The organism is Bacillus sp. LR--39 (assembly GCF_053613335.1).
Genome location: NZ_JBSIOT010000003.1, coordinates 330,722 through 348,772, shown reverse-complemented (window position 1 = coordinate 348,772; position 18,051 = coordinate 330,722). Strand labels below are relative to the sequence as shown.

Here is an 18,051-nt window from a genome sequence, read left to right as displayed (position 1 = left end):
TTGCACCTACTTTTTAATTAAATCTAATACTAAATGTATTTTTTCATCTGCATCGAGTTTAGCATCTCTAATAATCATCTCATGTCCGGAGTTTAAAAGAATCTCTGCCTCTTCTGGAAAGTGGCTTACTTTCGCAATATAGGCTCCGTTAGTTCCTTTAGGAACATTGATGGAATAGGAAACTTTCTTATAATCAAAAGCTGATTCCTTAAGGAGGGCAGTGCTCATGAAAGCATCGTCTTTTATTCTCTGCCCAACTAAATTATTTATGAGCCCTTCTGTCAGCACTTCGTCTCTAGGCAGGATCTTTCTTAAAGCAATTAAGTCTGTACCGCGATAAACAACAATGTCTTCGGGGATTTTTGCCTTTTCCAGCGCACTATGAATATCAGTAATTTTTGTAGGATTAATTCCATTTAATGAGCTATTAACGCCCCGCAAATACGCATTGATATCTTCATAATAGTCTCCGGTATAATCAATTAGAGCTTGTTTTTCTTCCGCAGTAAGAGAATTTATCCATTTGTCATAATGTTTTTCTCCCCAAATATGTGCCTGTTCTAGATTATCTATTTTTCGAGGACTTGTTTCACTTATATCCAGATCCCTTTTGTCCCTGAAGGACCCGTTAAAATTTAATAAGGTCTCCTGCTTCACATCAATTGCTTTCCCCGCCGGAGAAGGTGATTTTCCAATTCCGGCAAGCGCAGGCTTCCAGGGTTGAGAAATCGAGCTTTTTCCTTTTGTGTAAATTCCAGCTGCTACTTTTTTCTGATCCGCAATAAAGGTCTTTGCTTCCTTCGTCACAAATCTCCCGACCCTTGTCACTCCGGTAACTTCTCCGGCGCCTTTTGCTCCTAAGAGGGAGACAGCAGCGTAAGCGATATAGTGGGTGCGGCTGTAGGTGTCACCGTGAATGATGTTTTCATTCCATGAAGTTTTGAAGGATTGAACCATATAATCGAATGTTTCCGGTGCATTGTAAATGGCGCCGATGAGTTCTTGTCCGGCTTTGGCCTGTTCTATTGTTCCTGCGTGTCCTTGTGCTCTTTGCAGCCAGATTGCGAAATCGTAAGCGCCAATGACGGTGTCTTTTCCTGCATCCCATATCCCAAGCGTAATGCCTTTTGCCCCGTCGACGAGCATTTGTCCGGCTTGGCGCATGGCTTTTAGCTGGACGAGGCTTGAGTAATATTGTAATTGTTCGGCGCTCATGTTGTCAGCCCCGAGTTTTTCTGCAATGTTTATATATTCATCCGGGTCAGAAATGCGGTCCAGTTTTTTCTGTAAAAAGGCGGTTTCTTCCTGCTGTTTCATTTTGATGTATTGATGGGCTTGTTTTTGTATGCTGTCTTTTCTTTTATATACGTCAGTATCGTGAAATGCTTTGGCGTTAAAAGATTGCGGACCGCCTGCTTTACTTGTTAAGTCGGCCAGCGTCCGGAAGAAGGCTTCAACTTCGTGTTCAAGCGCTTCAGATTGAGCGTACTCGTGAACCAGTTTTGCGTCGAGTTTATGTAAGTGTTCTGCTGTTTGCCGTTTTTTGTGATCGGAGGCATCAAGTTTGCCGGTAACCGAAGATTTGTCAAACGGTGATAAGGACAAAATGTCGTCAATTGATCCTAAAATTCGGCTGATCTCATCATGCTGGCCATCAATGATATGGTAAGCTCTTTGCCCGGCATGCTTAAGCTCACTATCAAGAAACGATTCTTCCAGCAAGTCATGCCGGCCGAAGCCCGCCTGTTCTATTTCTCTTGGGATGCTTTTGAAAAAAGTAATTTTCATGTCGCAGAGATCAAGCCAAAGCTCTGCTCCGGCGGCCTGTTCAGTATAGAAGGCTTTAATGGCGTCCGCGCCTTTTCCTGACATGGCGTCCGTATTTGCAATGCCGTGAAACTGCTGTTTTAAAGCAATCATGTCATCTTTCGTTTTTTGATAAGCTTTCAGACGGCTGTTTGCTGATTGAATGAGAGTATTGGTTTCGAGTAATTTCATATACAGTGTCCTTTCGCCTGATTTTCTCCGACCGTATTTTACCATGAAGATGCCAATTTCTGTTCGTAAATTGAGAAAAAGAGGAAAAGGGTACTTTTTTACCGATTCTTTTGATTCATTTAAAAATGTACCGATATAAAAAAGGCGTGCCCCGGTGTAAAATGGCTATATTGATAAATATGGAGGTTGAGATGGATCAAGATTATATGACTGAGCTTGTCTCAGTCCAGCTGAAGAAAATCCGGTCGGAGAGAGGCTACACACAGGAGAAAATGGCGGATGTGATCGGTCTTTCCAAAAAGGCGCTGGTGCAGATTGAGAAAGGGCGGGCGCTTGCGGAATGGCCGCACGTTGTGGCGGTTTGCGCGCTTTTCAGATCAAGTGAAACACTGCAATCCGTATTAGGAGATGATCCGCTGGAGGTCATTGAAGCGGTTGCCCATCGCACAATTGACAGGCCGAAGGGGAAGACGATGGGCGGCAAGGTGTGGTGGAAAACCATCGAGAAAAAAGGCGAGTTCCGCTTGCAGCAGCATTTGATTTCCCACCATTACCGCATCCTTGATTCCTATGATGATCTGTGGTTCAGCAGTTTTGAAAAGGCAGAGGCTTTGGAGCGGCTTGATGAGCTGTTTTTGGAGGCGGAAGAAGCGAAGCGCTGAGCACCTCCGGTTGATGTATTTTCTGACAAGTGGGAAAATATATATAAATTTCAGCCAAAGGAGAGATTCGAATGAAGCCTGAAGATATCGTCCGAAGCGGCCCGAATCAGTACATATGCAAGGAAGGAATCGCAAAAGAACTTCCGGGGCTGCTGGAGACATTCAGAAAACCCGTTATTGTGACCGGAATCAAATCCTATCAGGCGTTCTCCGATTACAGCGGCGGTTCTTCCTGGGATGTGATTCAGCATAAAGGATACTGTTCACCTGAGGCGGTGCGTAAGGTCTGTGAGCAGGCGGAAGACGCGGATGTGATCATCGGTATCGGAGGCGGCACGATTTTGGATATGGCAAAAGCGGCGGCAGACCGGCTTGATATAGAGGCTGTGATGGTTCCTTCCATTGCGGGGACGTGTGCGGCAAGTACACCGTTGAGTGTCATATATGATGAGAGAGGCAATTTTATCAGAGTTGATTATCATAAGCGTTCAAGCTATTTGACGCTTGTTGATCCGCTGTTTTTGCTTTTCTCTCCCATTGAATATATGAAAAGCGGGATCGGTGATACGCTGGCGAAATGGTATGAGGCTGAGGCGGTCATCAGAAATACGGAGGAGGCGGCGCCGCTGATGGCGCAGGCGGGGCTGAGGCAGGCGGAATATATCCGTAATCTGTTATTGCGTTACAGTGAAGCGGCCGTCGGAAGCATGGAGAAAGGCGAGCTGTCCGTGCCGTTTATCCATACGGCGGAAACGATCATTATGCTTGCGGGAACGGTCGGCGGGTATGGCGGCCGTTTGTGCAGGATGGCAGGGGCGCATGCGGTCCACAACGGACTCAGTTTTCTTCAGGAGACACATCAGGTGCTGCATGGCCAGAAGGTTGCTTACGGCATATTGGTGCAGCTCGCGCTTGAGAATCGGAGACCTGAGATTGAAGAGCTGCTTCCGTTTTACCGCCGGCTCGGTTTCCCCGTCAGTCTCTATGATCTCGGCATCCTTGACAATCATGAGGAAGCCAAGCTCTGTATTGCTTCTCACGCCTGCCGGGCGGAAGAATCGTTATGCTTAATGGGACAATATCGCGAGAAGGACGTGTCAGCTGCGATTGAATCGCTCGAATCAGCGCAAAAGACAGGATAGAGCTGTCATCTATCTTGTCTTTATTTTTTGAATATTTCCGTTATAATGAGTGGGGTATAGAAAGGGAGGGGCCAAAGGACATGTATCAGGCGAAGAAGATGTTGTTATTAGGATCAGGCGAGCTGGGGAAAGAAGTCGTCATTGAAGCGCAGCGGCTCGGGGTTGTCACTGTAGCCGTTGACAGCTATGAGCATGCTCCCGCCATGCAGGCCGCGCACAAAAGCTATGTGATTGATATGCTTGATAAAGCGCAGGTCAGAGAAGTCATTGAGAAAGAAAAACCGGACTTGATCGTGCCGGAAGTGGAAGCCATTGCGACGGATGAGCTGCTGAAGCTTGAGGAAGAAGGTTTTCACGTCATTCCGAATGCGCGTGCGGCAAAGCTGACGATGGACCGTGAAGGCATCAGACGGCTTGCGGCAGAGACGCTTCATCTTCCGACTGCCGGCTATGAATTCGCGAATACATATGAAGAATTTAAAGAAGCGGCGGAAACAATCGGCTTTCCGTGCGTGGTAAAACCGCTGATGAGCTCTTCCGGAAAAGGGCAAAGCGTGTGCCGCTCGGCTTCCGGGCTGAAAAGCTGCTGGGACATGGCGATGGAAGGCGGCCGAGTGAAAAACGGCCGGGTCATCGTTGAGGAATTCATTCCGTTTGAATCAGAAATCACTCTTCTGACAGTGCGCGCGGCGAACGGTACGTCCTTTTGCGCGCCGATCGGACATGAACAAAAAGACGGTGACTATATTGAATCATGGCAGCCTCATCATATGACGGAACAGCAGATCAAAGAGGCGAAACACATTGCGAAAAGCATAACGGACGAGCTCGGCGGATACGGTTTGTTCGGGGTGGAGCTTTTCCTTACTGAAGATAAAGTATATTTCAGCGAGGTGTCTCCCCGTCCGCATGATACAGGGCTCGTTACGCTTGTGACGCAAAATTTGTCAGAGTTTGCGCTGCATGTCCGCGCGGTATTGGGATTCCCGATTCCGGAAATCACTCAGCTGTCGCCGGGGGCAAGCCGTCCGCTGAAGGCGCCAAAAGAGCTTGCTGATTATGCGCTTGAAGGTGTGGAGAAGGCTTTGGCGGTAAAAAGCACTCAGGTCCGCGTATTCGGTAAACCCGTCACGAAAGTAGGACGCCGTATGGCGGTTGCGCTTTCTGCAGCTGAGACCGTTGAAGAGGCCAGAGAAAGAGCGACCGAAGCACTCAGTTATTTATCAATTACATAAAATGATCTTAAAAGGCGTTTTTACCGTAATGGTAAGGCGCCTTTTTTGTTTGGACAGACTATATACTGGAAAACGGGGTTGTGAGATAATGTATGAGGCCGTTTTGTGCCGGCTTTTTAATTCTTGAAACTTTTTATGTCCGCAATCGTTATATGTAATGTTCTCATTTCACGGAGAAGGAAATAACAATACATCATACGGCTTTTCATTCATCAAGAACGGACAATCCGATTCTCAGCATGGAATATTTAAGCAGGGTAATCCGGAATAGAGGAAACCATGATTGCTTACCTTAATATGAACGGCGAAAAAACAAAAATCACCAGATTAGATTGTTCAAATAACACCAAATGCTGTATAATAAAAGAATTTGAATGATAGCATTGAAAGAATTCCATTTTATGTTTCCGTAAAATGGAGTCTTTATGCATACGCAGTCCGATTTGATATGGTTTTAATTGGAGGTTTGTGTAAACTGTGAATTATATACCTAGTATGATTACAATTGGAAATTTCATTTGCGGGCTCTTATCGATTCATTCCCTTTTGTATCATAATATACACTCTGCGGTGATCTTTATTTTCACCGGGATGTTTCTTGATTTCTTTGACGGTTTGGCCGCCCGTAAGCTGAACGCGGTATCGGAGATGGGAAGGGAGCTTGACTCTTTTGCGGATCTCGTGACGTTCGGCGTAGCGCCGTCCATGCTCGCTTACAGTGTTTCACTATATACGATTCCGTTCATCGGAATTTTAATCGCGCTTTCCTACAGTATCTGCGGGATGATCCGTCTTTCCAGATTTAATATTGAACAAAGCAAGCTGCCGACGTTTATCGGGATGCCGATTCCGTTTGCGGGTATGTGTCTTGTCATTTTGAGCTTTATCAATAACGCTTTTCTTCTGGGGGCGGGAACGATCGCGCTCGGTTATTTAATGGTCAGCAACATTAAATTTCCGCACTTTAAAAAACAGGCGCCTGAAAACCTGGAGAGCAGAAGATGGAATTAGTTCAGCAATTAATATCCGATTACGGATATATCGCGATTTTTCTTATGCTGACACTCGGTATTATCGGATTGCCAATTCCGGATGAAGTCATGATGACGCTTGTGGGCTACTTCGCTCATTTAAACGTACTGAATTACGGGCTCTCCATTCTGATCAGCTTTATCGGAGCGCTCCTTGGGATGATTATCAGCTACTTCATCGGCAGAAAAGCCGGCCGGCCGTTTATTAATAAGTTCGGAAAATGGGTCGGCCTGAAGGAAAAGAGGATGGAGAAAGTAGACAGGTGGATGAAGAAGTACGGGCCGTACACCATTATTTTAGGTTATTTCATCCCCGGCATCAGACACGTGACCTGCTACTTTTCCGGAATCGGCAGAATGGAATTCAAAACCTACTTATGCTTCGCCGCCATCGGAGCGTTTTTATGGTGTTTTATTTTTATTACTATAGGAAAATTTATAGGAGTAATCAATGTTTAATACTGCCGCTAAAGTTCTTTACCGTTCATTGATTGAACTGACTAATAATCGATTGACGTCTTATCTCATTAAAAACTTCTGTGAATCGAAACTGAGCAAGCCGATGATTCCGCTGTTTTCCAAACACTATCGCATCAACTGGAATGAAACGGAACGTACGGCTTCTGACTTTGATTCACTGGCGTCATTTTTCATTCGTGATATTAATTTAAATCTCCGCCCCGTGGCAAAAGAGAAGAACGCCATCGTCAGCCCGGTGGACGGTGTCGTTCAGACGGTTGGCATGATTAAACCCAATCAAACTTTCATGGTAAAAGGGAAGGATTATTCGTTCGCCGAACTGACGGGGTTTAAAAGCGCCGATCACAAGTATAACGGCGGGTGTTTTGCCGTGCTTTATCTGAGCCCGAGACATTATCACCGCTTCCATTCTCCCGTCAGCTGCACGTATCAGAAGCTGGCCGAGTTGGGGAAACGCTCCTATCCCGTTAATACGATGGGATTGAAGTACGGGAAAGATGTGCTCTCAAAAAATTACCGTTATGTGTACGAGCTGACCCGTGCTGACCAGCAGATGCTCATGATTCCGGTAGGTGCGATGAATATTAACTCGATCGTTCAGACAAACACCGGAAACAGGCTTGAGACGGGGGAAGAGCTGGGCTATTTTTCATTTGGATCGACCGTTATTTTAGTATTCGAGAAAGATATGTTTACCCCTTCGGATAACCTGACTGAAGGCCGTGAATTACAGGTCGGTCAGATCATCGGTTATGCGGAGTCACAGGAGGAGGCGTCCGCTTTATAAAAGCTGCTCCTCTTTTTTATATGGTGTAAGGAAGTGAACATTATGAAAGAAAAGGATTTGGCAAAGCTGATAGAGCAGTACCATCATACAGGGGATCAGCAAATTCTTGAAGCCGTGCGGGACGCATGCCGGCCTGTCGTTGAGGAGCTCATCTCAGAACTGGCTGAAGACAGCGCCGATCTTCTGCGGGCAAAAGGCCGTGACCGTTTTCCGTTTATTATCGGCAAGTATCAGACCGCGGCCGGCCTTTCGCTTGAGACCTTTTTGCGCAACACGTATCGGTTTTATTTTCAGCAGGTTTTAAAAGGCGAAGCGTGACTGGAAGAAAGAGTCCGGACGGAAATGTTCATCTTTCGCCCGTTTTCCTGTATGATATAGTAGAGTGTGCGATCATTAATTTAATTGAACAGGGTGTATAAATCATGGAAAAACAATATAGAGTTTTACTTTATTATAAATATGTAAAGATTGATGAGCCTGAAGAGTTCACGGCTCAGCATTTGAAGTTTTGTAAGGAGCTCGGTCTGTTAGGCCGTATTTTGATTTCTGAAGAAGGCATTAACGGTACGGTGTCCGGAACGGTTGAACAGACGGAACAATACATGAATGCGCTGAAAGCTGATCCGCGCTTTGCCGACATGCCGATTAAAATTGACGAGGCTGACGGACATGCATTCCGCAAAATGTTTGTGCGCCATAAAAAAGAATTGGTGACGCTTCGTCTCGAAGATGATGTTGATCCGAATGTCACGACGGGCAAGCATTTGAAACCGAAAGATTTTTATGAGCAAATGCAGGATCCTGACACGATCGTGATCGACGCCAGAAACGACTATGAGTATGACCTCGGTCATTTCCGCGGAGCGGTCAGACCTGATATTGAGGCGTTCCGTGAGCTGCCGGACTGGATTGAAGAGCACAAAGACATGCTTGAAGGTAAAAAAATTCTCACGTACTGCACAGGCGGCGTACGCTGTGAGAAATTTTCCGGCTGGCTGCTGAAGAAGGGCTTTGAAGACGTGTCCCAGCTTGACGGCGGTATCGTCACTTACGGTAAAGATCCTGAAGTGAAAGGGCAGCTGTGGGACGGACAGTGCTACGTGTTTGACGAAAGAATCAGCGTACCGGTCAACCGCGTAGAGCACGTTATCATCGGAAAAGATTATTTCACGGGCGAGCCGTGCGAGCGTTATGTGAACTGCGCAAATCCGGCATGTAATAAAAAAATGATCTGCACACCTGAGAATGAATACAAATACATGCGCAGCTGCAGTCACGAATGCCGTACGAACGAACGCAACATGTATGTGAAAGAGCACGAAATGACTCAGGAAGAAATCAATGAACGTCTTGCTTTGATTGAAAAAGAGGATCATGCGGCGATTGATTAATAGAAAAGACCACCAATGAGGTGGTCTTTTTTGTGTTTACATACTTTCTGTCCGGGCAGTCTGGTCTGCCGTGACGGGTCCTTTATATTTGAATGCTTTTTCCCACTTGGACACGACGATGCAGGCGACCGCATGGCCGGGCACGTTGACGCCGGTTCTCGCCATGTCCATGACGCGGTCGACACCGGCAATGATGGCGACGCCTTCCGCGGGGAGACCGACGGCATTCGCTGTCGCCAGAAGCACGACGAGTGAGCCTGACGGGACGGCGGCAATGCCTTTGCTTGTCATGACGAGCACAAGCATCATCAGAAGCTGCTGAGAAAGCGGCATCTCCACATGAAACGCCTGCGCCAGAAAAATACAGGACACCGATAAATAGAGGCTTGAGCCGTCACAGTTCAGCGATAAACCTGACGGAACCACAAAGGAGACGACCCGCTTCGGACAGCCGTATTTCTCCATCCGATCCATCAGCTGAGGCAGAATGGTTTCTGTGCTTGTCGTGGAGAAAGCGATCAAAAACAGATCCCAAATCATTTTCAGCACTTCAAAGTATTTGATTTTAAAGATGAGCCCCACGATCGGAAACAGAACGAAGAGTATCAGGAACAGCCCGAGGAACACAGTGCCGATCAGCTTCAGCATCGGAAGCAAAAGCGCGATTCCGAATTGCCCGACGGAGGCGGCCATCAGGGCGAGAACGCCGATCGGAGCGGTGACCATCACCATCTGCGTCAGCTTGAACATAATATTTGCCGTGGATTCGAAGAAACTCATGACAGGTGCGGAGGCTTTGCCGATGCCGGCTGCGGCAACACCGAATAAAATCGCGAAAAAAATGACGGCGAGAAGATCGTTTTTCGCCATAACGTCAATGATATTAACGGGGATAATATCAAGAAGCATTTGTTTCAGGTCGACTACTTTTTCCGTATAGCCGGAAAGCTCGTGAATATCTTTTTTAGCAAGATGAGAAAGGTTAAGTCCGACTCCCGGCTTCAGCACGTTCGCCAAAAACAGACCGAGCGCCAGAACAAGCGTCGTAATCACTTCGAACCAAATAATCGTTTTGATGCCGAGACTGCCCATTTTTTTCATACTGCCGCTGCCGGCGGCTCCGATGACAATGGTTGAAAACACGATCGGCACGACAATCATTTTAATCAGGCGGATAAATCCGTCTCCGACGGGCCGCAGCGCCATCCCGAAATCCGGGAAGAAATGGCCGATCAATGCTCCGATGGCTAAAGCGATCAAAATCTGGAATGCGATAAATTTTTTCAAGCGAATCCCCCTTTTACTTGCGCATTTCATACGTAATTCGTGAAGCAGGCGGCAACCACCTTCCTATCCGCCATAAATTTGTCACATTATTGACTGTGCGATAGAAAGGATTGTTTTACATTATGTAAGCGCAATCATTTAATATGACAGAAAGTCCTCATTGAAAAAAATGAAGGAGCATAAGAATAAAGAAAGATTTCTGATGAAAATATTAAAAATTTTGATAATTATCCTCTTATAAGTGGTATATTTGATATGATACGGTCAACTGCATTCTCATATATCTGTGCATACACGATTCAGGCAGAGAAAACAGGCAGCTTATAAAAGACTGAAAATTTAAACAATTACAAGAAAGGTGTGCTTTTGTTGAATCAACTGATTGAAAGACGTAAGGTCACAGCAAGAAAAGAAAAACCGGATTCCGCTTCATTGGGATTTGGCAAGTACTTCACAGATTACATGTTTGTCATGGATTACGAAGAGGAGAGAGGGTGGCATGATCCGAGAATCACCCCTTATGAACCGGTCAATCTTGATCCGTCCGCATCCGTTTTCCATTACGGGCAGGCCGTATTTGAAGGGCTGAAGGCTTACAGGTCAGAAGACGGCCGGGTGTTGATGTTCCGTCCTGACCAAAATATAAAACGGCTGAATAAATCGTTACGGCGGATGAGCATGCCGCCTCTTGACGAGAAGCTGGCGCTGGAAGCATTGATACAATTGGTGGAGCTGGAGCAGGAATGGATACCGATAGAAAAAGGAACCTCTTTATATATTCGTCCGTTTGTAATTGCGACTGAGCCTTCTTTAGGCGTCCGGCCTTCAAAACGTTACAAGTTCATGGTTGTTCTGACGCCTGTCGGTTCGTACTACGGCGATCAGCTGAAACCGATCCGTATTTATGTGGAGGATGAGTATGTGCGTGCCGTCACCGGCGGAGTGGGCGACGTCAAAACGTCCGGAAATTATGCGGCCAGCTTACAGGCTCAGCGGAAAGCCGAAGAACTGGGGTATGATCAGGTGCTTTGGCTCGACGGGGTGGAAAAGAAATATGCCGAAGAGGTAGGGAGTATGAATATCTTTTTCATCATAAACGGAGAGGCCGTAACGCCGGCATTAAACGGAAGCATTCTCGGGGGCATCACACGCGCATCTGTGATAGAGCTGTTAAAAAGCTGGGGCATCCGCGTCAGGGAAGAACAGCTCGCCATTGATGACATCTATGAGGCTGCGATGAGAGGCGAGGTGTCAGAGGTATTCGGTACGGGAACCGCGGCCGTCATCTCGCCGGTCGGCGCGCTGCACATTCACGGAGAAACGATTGAACTGAATAACGGTTTGATCGGTGAAGTGTCAGAAAGGCTCTATGAAACGATTGCCGGCATCCAAGTCGGGAAGGTGCGGGATTCGTTCAGATGGGTGGTTGAAGTATAAATGAAAAAAGAACCCTTGCGCTGCAGGGTTCTTTTTTCGGTTATTGGGATTTTACGGCTTGCACGCGGGCTCTGCTTTTCCGGTTTTTCAAGTAATAAGCGCTGTAGCAAACGGCCATAAATGCAATTCCGCAATAAAGGGCGATGGCCTGGTTCGGATCAAAAGCGATGCCGATACAGGAGGCGAGGCATAGGAGAAAGGCCGCTATCGGTACGGCCGGATATCCCGGTGTCCTGTATTTCAAGTCTGAAAGCTGGTGCCCTTCTGTAAGAAACCGTCTTCGGAACAAAAATTGCGATGCGGCGATGCTCATCCACACAGCCACTACCGCAAATCCTGAGACGGAGACGAGAACAAGATAGACTGTATCCGCTGCAAATACGCTTGACAACAACGACAGAATGCCGCCGATCATACTGAAGATCAGAGCGTTAAAAGGAATGCCTTTAGAGGTCAGCCTGGCAAAGGCGGGATGAAGCTCCCCTTCTTTAGACAGGGACCACAGCATACGTGATGACGCGTACAGCCCTGAATTGGCCGCAGACAGAAGCGCCGTTAAAATGACGAAATTCATCAGATCGGCCGCATAAGGCACGCCGATTCTGTCAAATACCGTGACAAACGGGCTTTCAATCACACCGGCTTCCTTGATAGAGATCATCCCTGACAGCACAAAAATCGTTCCGATAAAGAAAAGCGCCAGCCGCCAGACTGTAGTCTTAATGGCGCGCGGAACGGTTTTTTCCGGATCGGCGCTTTCCCCCGCAGCGATTCCGATCAATTCCGTCCCTGAAAAAGCAAAGTTTACTGAAAGCATCGTCATCAGTATCGGGAAAAAGCCATTTGGAAAAAGGCTGCCGCCATCCGTAAAGTTCGACAGCATAGGTGCGGCCTCACCGCTTTTCATCGGGACGATGCCGAACATCGCCGCTCCGCCCAATAAAATAAACAGTAAGATGGCTAAGACTTTAATACTTGAGAACCAAAACTCCGATTCAGCAAAAAATTTCACGGAGAAGGCGTTTAATAAAAAGATGAGAAGAGCGAATACCGCACTCCACATCCAAACTGAAGTATGCGGGAACCAACGCTGCATGAAAAGCCCGGCCGCCGTGAATTCAGAGCCCAGCGCCACCGCCCACGTCAGCCAGTACAGCCATGCGACCGTAAAGCCCGTCGCGGGCCCGATATAGGTCTTCGCATAGGTGTGGAATGCGCCCGTCACCGGCATGGCCACTGACAGTTCACCGAGGCAAAGCATGACAAGATAGACGATGCCCGCGCCCAAAAGGTAAGCGAAAATGGTGCCCGCCGGACCCGCCTGATGAATGGTATACCCAGAGCTTAAAAACAGCCCCGTCCCGATCACACCTCCGAGTGATAGCATAAAGAGGTGTCTGCTTTTCATACTTCTCTGAAAATTCGTCTCGTTCTTGTTGTTCATTGTTTTCCAACTTTCTGCGAGGGCCGTCCTAATAAAAAATCTCATGCCGGCGAACGGCACGAGATTCCGGCGAACCGGCTTTTTGAATAGAATATACAAACTATTCCGATTAGTCAAGTTGTTTTTAAGGTCTTGGCCCAATCGGCAATGGCCTGAATGTCCGCAGGTTTCGTCCGGCAGCAGCCTCCGATCAGGCTCACGCCGTTTTCGTACCAGCTTTGCGCGCTTTTTCCGAAATGGTTTTCGCACGCTGCGCCTTTCCAGGTTTTTGTCACTGGGTCATATTGTTCGCCGGAGTTCGGATAGGCGATAATCGGTTTGGACGTTGCCCGTTTGATTTCTTGTACCAGCTGCGGAATATGTTCGATCGGTGTGCAGTTGATGCCGATCGCTGCGATTTGGCTGCAGGAGCCGAGCAGAGCCGCGCATTCGGAAATAGGCGTGCCTTCGCTGATATGCCGTCCGTCTTTGGCGCTGAAGCTGATCCATGCATAAGTGCCGGGGAATTCCTCCAGCAGCCTTGTGATCGCTTTTGCTTCTGACAGGCACGGAATGGTCTCGCAGGCCAAAAGATCGGCGCCGGATTCTATGAGGGCTTTCATCCGGGGGCGGTGGAAGCTGATCAGCTCATCCTCCGTCAGTCCGTAATGCCCGCGATATTCGGAGCCGTCAGCGAGGCTCGCGCCGTAAGGTCCGATAGAAGCGGCGACCAAAGGTTTGGGCCGGTGTAAACGGTTTTCTTCATGCGCCCAAAATTCATCGCGTGCTTGCGCGGCAAGTTCAACAGATGTCTGAATGAGACGTATCGCATCGGTTTCAGGGATGCCGCGCGCTGCAAATCCTTCGATTGTCGATTGATAACTGGCGGTGATCGCGCAATCAGCGCCGGCGGCAAAATATTCTGCATGCACCTGTTTGATCAGTTCCGGCCTCTCTAAAAGAATTTTGGCCGACCACAGATCGTCATGTAAATCACAGCCCATCCGCTCAAGCTCGGTTGCCATCGCGCCGTCTATGATCATCACCGGGTATTCATTTAATATTTGTGTAAAGGGATTCATAGGCCTTCCTTTCTGACTTTACTGAAAATATATAAAAAGGGTAATGGACGCTATTCTCTTTGTCAATGAACCGGCAGAAAAAAGGTGTTCAGGACGCTGCCCGAACACCTTTTGTTTAGGAAATGTGTTTGCCTTTCGCACTTTTCGCGATGTCTGAATACTCCCAGCAGTCGATCCCGTCATCATCAGGGAGCACATCTCTGTAAAAGACGGGGTCCTTTCCGGCTTTCTTTTGCCGGACATAATCGCTCAAAGCGGCAAACGCTTTTTTCGACAGAAGGAAAATCGCAATTAAGTTCACGACCACCATTAAGCCCATGAACAAGTCAGCCATATCCCACACAAGCTGGACTTTGGAAATACAGCCGAACAGTACCATTCCGAGCACACAGATACGGTAAATGAACAGCCATTTTTTGTTCTGGCTTAAAAATCCGATATTGGTTTCTCCGTAATAATAGTTGCCCATCAGAGCGCTGAAGCCGAACAAAAGCATTAAGACGGCAAGGAAACCGGACGCCCACGCGCCGACATGATCGCTCAAGGCGGCCTGAGAAAGCGCGATGCCGCTCAGTCCCGGCTGGTGATAAGCGTCTGAAAATAAAATGATAAGCGCCGTGCTTGTACAAATGACGAGCGTATCCGTCAGGACGCCGAATGCCTGAATGAGCCCCTGTTTCACCGGGTGGCTCGTCGTAGCTGTCGCCGCCGCGTTCGGAGCGCTTCCCATACCCGCTTCATTTGAGAAAATCCCGCGTCTTACACCTTGCATCAAGGCCGCACCTAAAGCGCCGCCCGCTGCCTGATCAATGCCGAACGCATTTTTTACGATTAGCGACAGAACGCCGGGCAATTGGGTGATGTTCGTCAGAATGACAAAGAAAGCGACACCGATATATAAAACGGCCAAAACGACTACGATGTATTCCGCCATTTTCGCAATTCGTTTGACGCCGCCGAAGATTACGCCGCCGAAAACCAAGATTAAAATAATGCCCAATGTAAGCCGGCTGGTGCCGAATGCGTTTTGAAAGGCGACGCTGATCGTATTGGATTGAACGGAATTAAAAACAACCCCGAATGACAGTGTGATTAATACGGCGAACAGCGCGCCCATCCAGCGTTTCTTCAGGCCCTTTTCCATGTAATAGGCCGGGCCCCCGCGGAATCCGTTTTGATCTTTTACTTTATAAATTTGGGCCAGCGTGCTTTCAACAAAGCTTGAAGCCGAACCGATGACTGCGATAATCCACATCCAGAAAATAGCGCCCGGACCGCCGAGTGAGATCGCAATGGCGATTCCGGTAATATTCCCGGTTCCGACACGCGCCGCCATACTGATGCAAAATGCCTGAAACGGGGAAATGCTGTTTTTTGTCCGGGCGGCCGCGCCTTCCTTCAAAACCCGGATCATTTCCTTCAGCATGCGGACTTGCAGACCCTTTGATCTGAACGTAAAAAACAGTCCCAGAGAAAGAAGCAGTACGATTAACAGTTTTGACCATAAAAAATCATTTGCCGAGCCGATTACATTTTCAAGGAATTCCTGCATCCAATCACCTCTTGGTTCGTTTGATTAAAAAATACTGAGCTCCCACTCCTGTGCGATATGTTTCAGCAGCATGCCGCCGGTCAGGCTGTTGCCGTATTCATCAATGGCCGGACCGTAAATGCCGATGCCGCAGCCGTTATGAAAAGGCTGTTCTCTTCTGGCGCTTGGGGGAACCAATGCCATAATGCCGCCGGATACCCCGCTTTTGGCCGGGACGCCGACGAAAGCCGCATATTTGCCTGACGCATTGTACATCCCGCATGTCAACATCAGGGCTTTGGCGAGTTTCGCGACATCTTTCGGAATGACCTGTTCCCGTCGGATCGGATGGTAGCCGTCATGCGCAAGTATCAATCCGATTAAAGCGATGTCCTCGGTTGTACCCTCCATGGCGCACTGCTTTAAATACACTTCAAGCGTTTCTTCCACATCCGCCTCGAGAAAGTTCGTTTCTTTTAAATAGTAGGCGAGCGCTCGGTTCCGATGCGCGGTCTGCCATTCAGAACGGAAGACCTCCTCGTGAATGTGAGGGCGTTTTCCTATTAATTTTTCAAAAACGGAAAAGAGATATTCTAATTTATCATGCGCCGTTTCACCCGGAAGCAGCGAGGCGACGGTAATGGCGCCGGCATTGATCATCGGGTTGAAGGGCTTCCCGGGTTTATGGATTTCAAGCCGGATGATAGAATTAAACGCATCACCTGTCGGCTCCACGTCCACACGATCCAGCACGTAAGAAATGCCTCTGTTCATGCAGGCGGCAATAAAGCTGATGACTTTTGAGATGCTCTGCAATGTGAACGGGACATTCCATTCACCGGCATGAATCATTGAGCCATCCGGCTCTAATATGCAAATGCCCAGCTGAGAGTCGTTGATTTCTCCAAGGGCGGGTATATAATTTGCGCTTTTTCCATTGACGGAAAACGGTCGGTAATGCTCGACCCAATCTTGTAAAAGTGATGCCAGTTCCTCTTTTTCAAGGCGCTCTCTGACCATATCTTTCATAACATTCCTCCTCTATTGCAAGCCTGTCCGAAGCGGAACCCGGTCTTGGAAAACGTTTTCAAAAATAGCGTGTTCCATGTTAATGTATAATGACATCTACAGAATCATACAAAATACGACAAAATCATTCTTAAAATAAGCCGATAGATTTATAAATCAGCCGGAGTGTCCCGCCATTCGGGTCTAAAGAAATTTGCGGACTGTATCGGTCTTGTTCAAAATAGACAGAAGAAGGAAGTGATTATGATCAGGCTCGACTATTTACTGAAAAAAGACGGCTATCTTTTCGCCCTTATGCTGATCACCGTGCCGCTGGCGGGGGAACTGAAATTTTACCCCCTGAATGAGGTATATCGGATCAGCTTCGGCGCCCCGGCTTTTTTCTTTTTTCTGCTGCTGCTTCGGCATGTGCCGGCAGTATTGTCAGGGCTGTTGACAGGTGCAGCCGTTGTGGCATTCCGGATCGGCCTGGCGTGCTGGGGAGGAGAGCATGCCGGCTTTACGGAGGCTTTTTTCAGCCAATATCCCAGTTTCTTTTTTTACTTTACATATGCCTGCTTGTTTTATGTGCTGAAGGTCAGGCTTTTTTGGAATCGGCCGCTGATGATCGGGTTTCTCGGCTTTCTCATTGAAATTGCGTCCGATGCCGTTGAAATGACGGTTCAGTTTTCCGGCGGCCGGCAGATTATGATGCCGGACAAGCTGGCGGATATCGCAGTTATCGCTGTTTCTCACACATTTATTGTGCTGAGTTTTTTCAATGTGATGAAGCTGCACGAATCTCAGGTCAGGGAAAAACAAACGAGAAAGCAGCATGAGCACATGCTGATGATTGTGTCTAACTTATATGAAGAAACGATTCATTTGAAAAAAACGCTGAAAACGACAGAGCATGTGACGAAAGAATCCTATCAGCTGTATCGGGAAATGAGCGGGAACGACCGGGAGCTCGGGAGCCGAATGCTGCGCCTCGCGGGAGAAATTCATGAAGTGAAAAAAGACAATCAGCGAATATTCGCCGGCCTGTCGAAGCTGATTTCCAATGAGAGATTCCGGGATTACATGAATGCCGCCGCTCTGGTCGGCATCGTCATCCGAATCAATGAAAAATACGCCGAATCTTTAGGCAAGGACATTCAATTCCGGAGCGTGATTGAAGGAGAACATCCCGATTATCACGTCTTTACCGTCCTGTCGATCTTAAATAATCTGACCGCCAATGCCGTCGAAGCCATGGGAGACAGGGGTGAGATCCGCCTCGCACTGCGCAGGGCTGAGGGGGAGATGGCCGAATTTCAGGCTGAAGATGACGGTCCCGGCATTCCGGAAAAAATCGGAGAGGTCGTTTATGATCCCGGGTTTACATCCAAATACGATGAATTCGGCACACCTTCAACGGGCATCGGGCTTACTTACGTGAAGGAAATCGTAACTGAACTTGACGGAGACATTTCCTTTCACAACAAGCCAAAAGGCGTCATATTTACGATTAAGCTGCCGGTAAAGCATTTGATTGCAGAAAGGATGAACTCATAA

General features: G+C 47.8%; 16 protein-coding genes. 10 read left to right on the top strand and 6 right to left on the bottom strand.

The features are described 5' to 3' along the window. Positions 1-6 precede the first annotated feature (6 nt). Positions 7-1,998 (bottom strand): ADP-ribosyltransferase, encoded by a 1,992-nt coding sequence (locus tag ACWHAR_RS16625; protein ID WP_032872823.1) that lies wholly within the window; start codon positions 1,996-1,998, stop codon positions 7-9. Between the two features lie 191 nt (positions 1,999-2,189). Between ACWHAR_RS16625 and ACWHAR_RS16620 the strand changes: the two genes are divergently transcribed. The 8 genes from ACWHAR_RS16620 to trhO all read left to right on the top strand — a co-directional run bounded on the left by ACWHAR_RS16620 (position 2,190) and on the right by trhO (position 8,726). Next, positions 2,190-2,660: a helix-turn-helix transcriptional regulator gene (locus tag ACWHAR_RS16620; RefSeq protein ID WP_016936884.1), complete on the top strand. Its 471-nt coding sequence runs from the start codon at positions 2,190-2,192 to the stop codon at positions 2,658-2,660. Positions 2,661-2,731: 71 nt separating this feature from the next. Further along, on the top strand, positions 2,732-3,802 hold the full coding sequence (locus ACWHAR_RS16615) for an iron-containing alcohol dehydrogenase family protein (protein WP_032872696.1): 1,071 nt from the start codon (positions 2,732-2,734) through the stop codon (positions 3,800-3,802). A gap of 80 nt (positions 3,803-3,882) precedes the next feature. Continuing rightward, positions 3,883-5,037, top strand: coding sequence for a phosphoribosylglycinamide formyltransferase 2 (gene purT / locus ACWHAR_RS16610; RefSeq protein WP_032872698.1), 1,155 nt, complete (start codon positions 3,883-3,885; stop codon positions 5,035-5,037). Between the two features lie 477 nt (positions 5,038-5,514). Beyond that, a complete protein-coding gene (gene pssA, locus ACWHAR_RS16605; RefSeq protein WP_007409002.1) occupies positions 5,515-6,048 on the top strand; it encodes a CDP-diacylglycerol--serine O-phosphatidyltransferase in 534 nt (177 codons plus the stop codon). Next, positions 6,039-6,527 (top strand): DedA family protein, encoded by a 489-nt coding sequence (locus tag ACWHAR_RS16600; protein WP_003156711.1) that lies wholly within the window; start codon positions 6,039-6,041, stop codon positions 6,525-6,527. The genes pssA and ACWHAR_RS16600 overlap by 10 nt, the downstream gene beginning before the upstream one ends. Beyond that, positions 6,520-7,335: a phosphatidylserine decarboxylase gene (locus tag ACWHAR_RS16595; RefSeq protein ID WP_007409003.1), complete on the top strand. Its 816-nt coding sequence runs from the start codon at positions 6,520-6,522 to the stop codon at positions 7,333-7,335. The genes ACWHAR_RS16600 and ACWHAR_RS16595 overlap by 8 nt, the downstream gene beginning before the upstream one ends. 42 nt (positions 7,336-7,377) lie before the next feature. Then, the gene (locus ACWHAR_RS16590) at positions 7,378-7,653 is read left to right on the top strand and encodes a hypothetical protein (RefSeq protein ID WP_032872700.1); all 276 of its coding nucleotides are present in this window, start codon (positions 7,378-7,380) and stop codon (positions 7,651-7,653) included. A 104-nt stretch (positions 7,654-7,757) separates the two neighbouring features. Further along, positions 7,758-8,726 (top strand): oxygen-dependent tRNA uridine(34) hydroxylase TrhO, encoded by a 969-nt coding sequence (gene trhO, locus ACWHAR_RS16585; RefSeq protein WP_007609165.1) that lies wholly within the window; start codon positions 7,758-7,760, stop codon positions 8,724-8,726. A gap of 36 nt (positions 8,727-8,762) precedes the next feature. Here trhO and gltP read toward each other — a convergent pair whose 3' ends face one another. Next, the gene (gltP, locus tag ACWHAR_RS16580; protein ID WP_007609166.1) at positions 8,763-10,013 is read right to left on the bottom strand and encodes a glutamate-aspartate/proton symporter GltP; all 1,251 of its coding nucleotides are present in this window, start codon (positions 10,011-10,013) and stop codon (positions 8,763-8,765) included. A gap of 369 nt (positions 10,014-10,382) precedes the next feature. Here gltP and ACWHAR_RS16575 point away from each other — a divergent pair, with 369 nt between their 5' ends. Continuing rightward, positions 10,383-11,450: a branched-chain amino acid aminotransferase gene (locus ACWHAR_RS16575; RefSeq protein ID WP_032872702.1), complete on the top strand. Its 1,068-nt coding sequence runs from the start codon at positions 10,383-10,385 to the stop codon at positions 11,448-11,450. A gap of 40 nt (positions 11,451-11,490) precedes the next feature. Here the strand turns inward: ACWHAR_RS16575 and ACWHAR_RS16570 are convergent, their stop codons facing one another. The 4 genes from ACWHAR_RS16570 to ACWHAR_RS16555 all read right to left on the bottom strand — a co-directional run bounded on the left by ACWHAR_RS16570 (position 11,491) and on the right by ACWHAR_RS16555 (position 16,515). Continuing rightward, positions 11,491-12,894, bottom strand: a complete 1,404-nt coding sequence (locus ACWHAR_RS16570; protein WP_161503658.1) for an amino acid permease — start codon at positions 12,892-12,894, stop codon at positions 11,491-11,493. A gap of 113 nt (positions 12,895-13,007) precedes the next feature. Further along, positions 13,008-13,955, bottom strand: a complete 948-nt coding sequence (mmuM, locus tag ACWHAR_RS16565) for a homocysteine S-methyltransferase (protein ID WP_032872706.1) — start codon at positions 13,953-13,955, stop codon at positions 13,008-13,010. Positions 13,956-14,070: 115 nt separating this feature from the next. Further along, positions 14,071-15,507, bottom strand: coding sequence for an alanine/glycine:cation symporter family protein (locus tag ACWHAR_RS16560; RefSeq protein ID WP_032872708.1), 1,437 nt, complete (start codon positions 15,505-15,507; stop codon positions 14,071-14,073). A 24-nt stretch (positions 15,508-15,531) separates the two neighbouring features. After that, entirely contained in the window at positions 15,532-16,515 is a 984-nt protein-coding gene (locus ACWHAR_RS16555; RefSeq protein WP_007409011.1) for a glutaminase, read from the bottom strand. Between the two features lie 243 nt (positions 16,516-16,758). On the opposite strand from ACWHAR_RS16555, the gene ACWHAR_RS16550 reads away from it, so the two are divergent. Further along, on the top strand, positions 16,759-18,051 hold the full coding sequence (locus ACWHAR_RS16550) for a sensor histidine kinase (RefSeq protein ID WP_032872710.1): 1,293 nt from the start codon (positions 16,759-16,761) through the stop codon (positions 18,049-18,051).

Bases quoted from the DNA above. Each gene is read 5' to 3' on its own strand.
- ACWHAR_RS16625 (WP_032872823.1), bottom strand. From the start codon at position 1,998: ATGAAATTACTCGAAACCAATACTCTCATTCAATCAGCAAACAGCCGT.
- ACWHAR_RS16620 (WP_016936884.1), top strand. From the start codon at position 2,190: ATGGATCAAGATTATATGACTGAGCTTGTCTCAGTCCAGCTGAAGAAA.
- ACWHAR_RS16615 (WP_032872696.1), top strand. From the start codon at position 2,732: ATGAAGCCTGAAGATATCGTCCGAAGCGGCCCGAATCAGTACATATGC.
- purT (WP_032872698.1), top strand. From the start codon at position 3,883: ATGTATCAGGCGAAGAAGATGTTGTTATTAGGATCAGGCGAGCTGGGG.
- ACWHAR_RS16600 (WP_003156711.1), top strand. From the start codon at position 6,039: ATGGAATTAGTTCAGCAATTAATATCCGATTACGGATATATCGCGATT.
- ACWHAR_RS16595 (WP_007409003.1), top strand. From the start codon at position 6,520: ATGTTTAATACTGCCGCTAAAGTTCTTTACCGTTCATTGATTGAACTG.
- ACWHAR_RS16590 (WP_032872700.1), top strand. From the start codon at position 7,378: ATGAAAGAAAAGGATTTGGCAAAGCTGATAGAGCAGTACCATCATACA.
- trhO (WP_007609165.1), top strand. From the start codon at position 7,758: ATGGAAAAACAATATAGAGTTTTACTTTATTATAAATATGTAAAGATT.
- ACWHAR_RS16570 (WP_161503658.1), bottom strand. From the start codon at position 12,894: ATGAACAACAAGAACGAGACGAATTTTCAGAGAAGTATGAAAAGCAGA.
- mmuM (WP_032872706.1), bottom strand. From the start codon at position 13,955: ATGAATCCCTTTACACAAATATTAAATGAATACCCGGTGATGATCATA.
- ACWHAR_RS16560 (WP_032872708.1), bottom strand. From the start codon at position 15,507: ATGCAGGAATTCCTTGAAAATGTAATCGGCTCGGCAAATGATTTTTTA.
- ACWHAR_RS16555 (WP_007409011.1), bottom strand. From the start codon at position 16,515: ATGAAAGATATGGTCAGAGAGCGCCTTGAAAAAGAGGAACTGGCATCA.
- ACWHAR_RS16550 (WP_032872710.1), top strand. From the start codon at position 16,759: ATGATCAGGCTCGACTATTTACTGAAAAAAGACGGCTATCTTTTCGCC.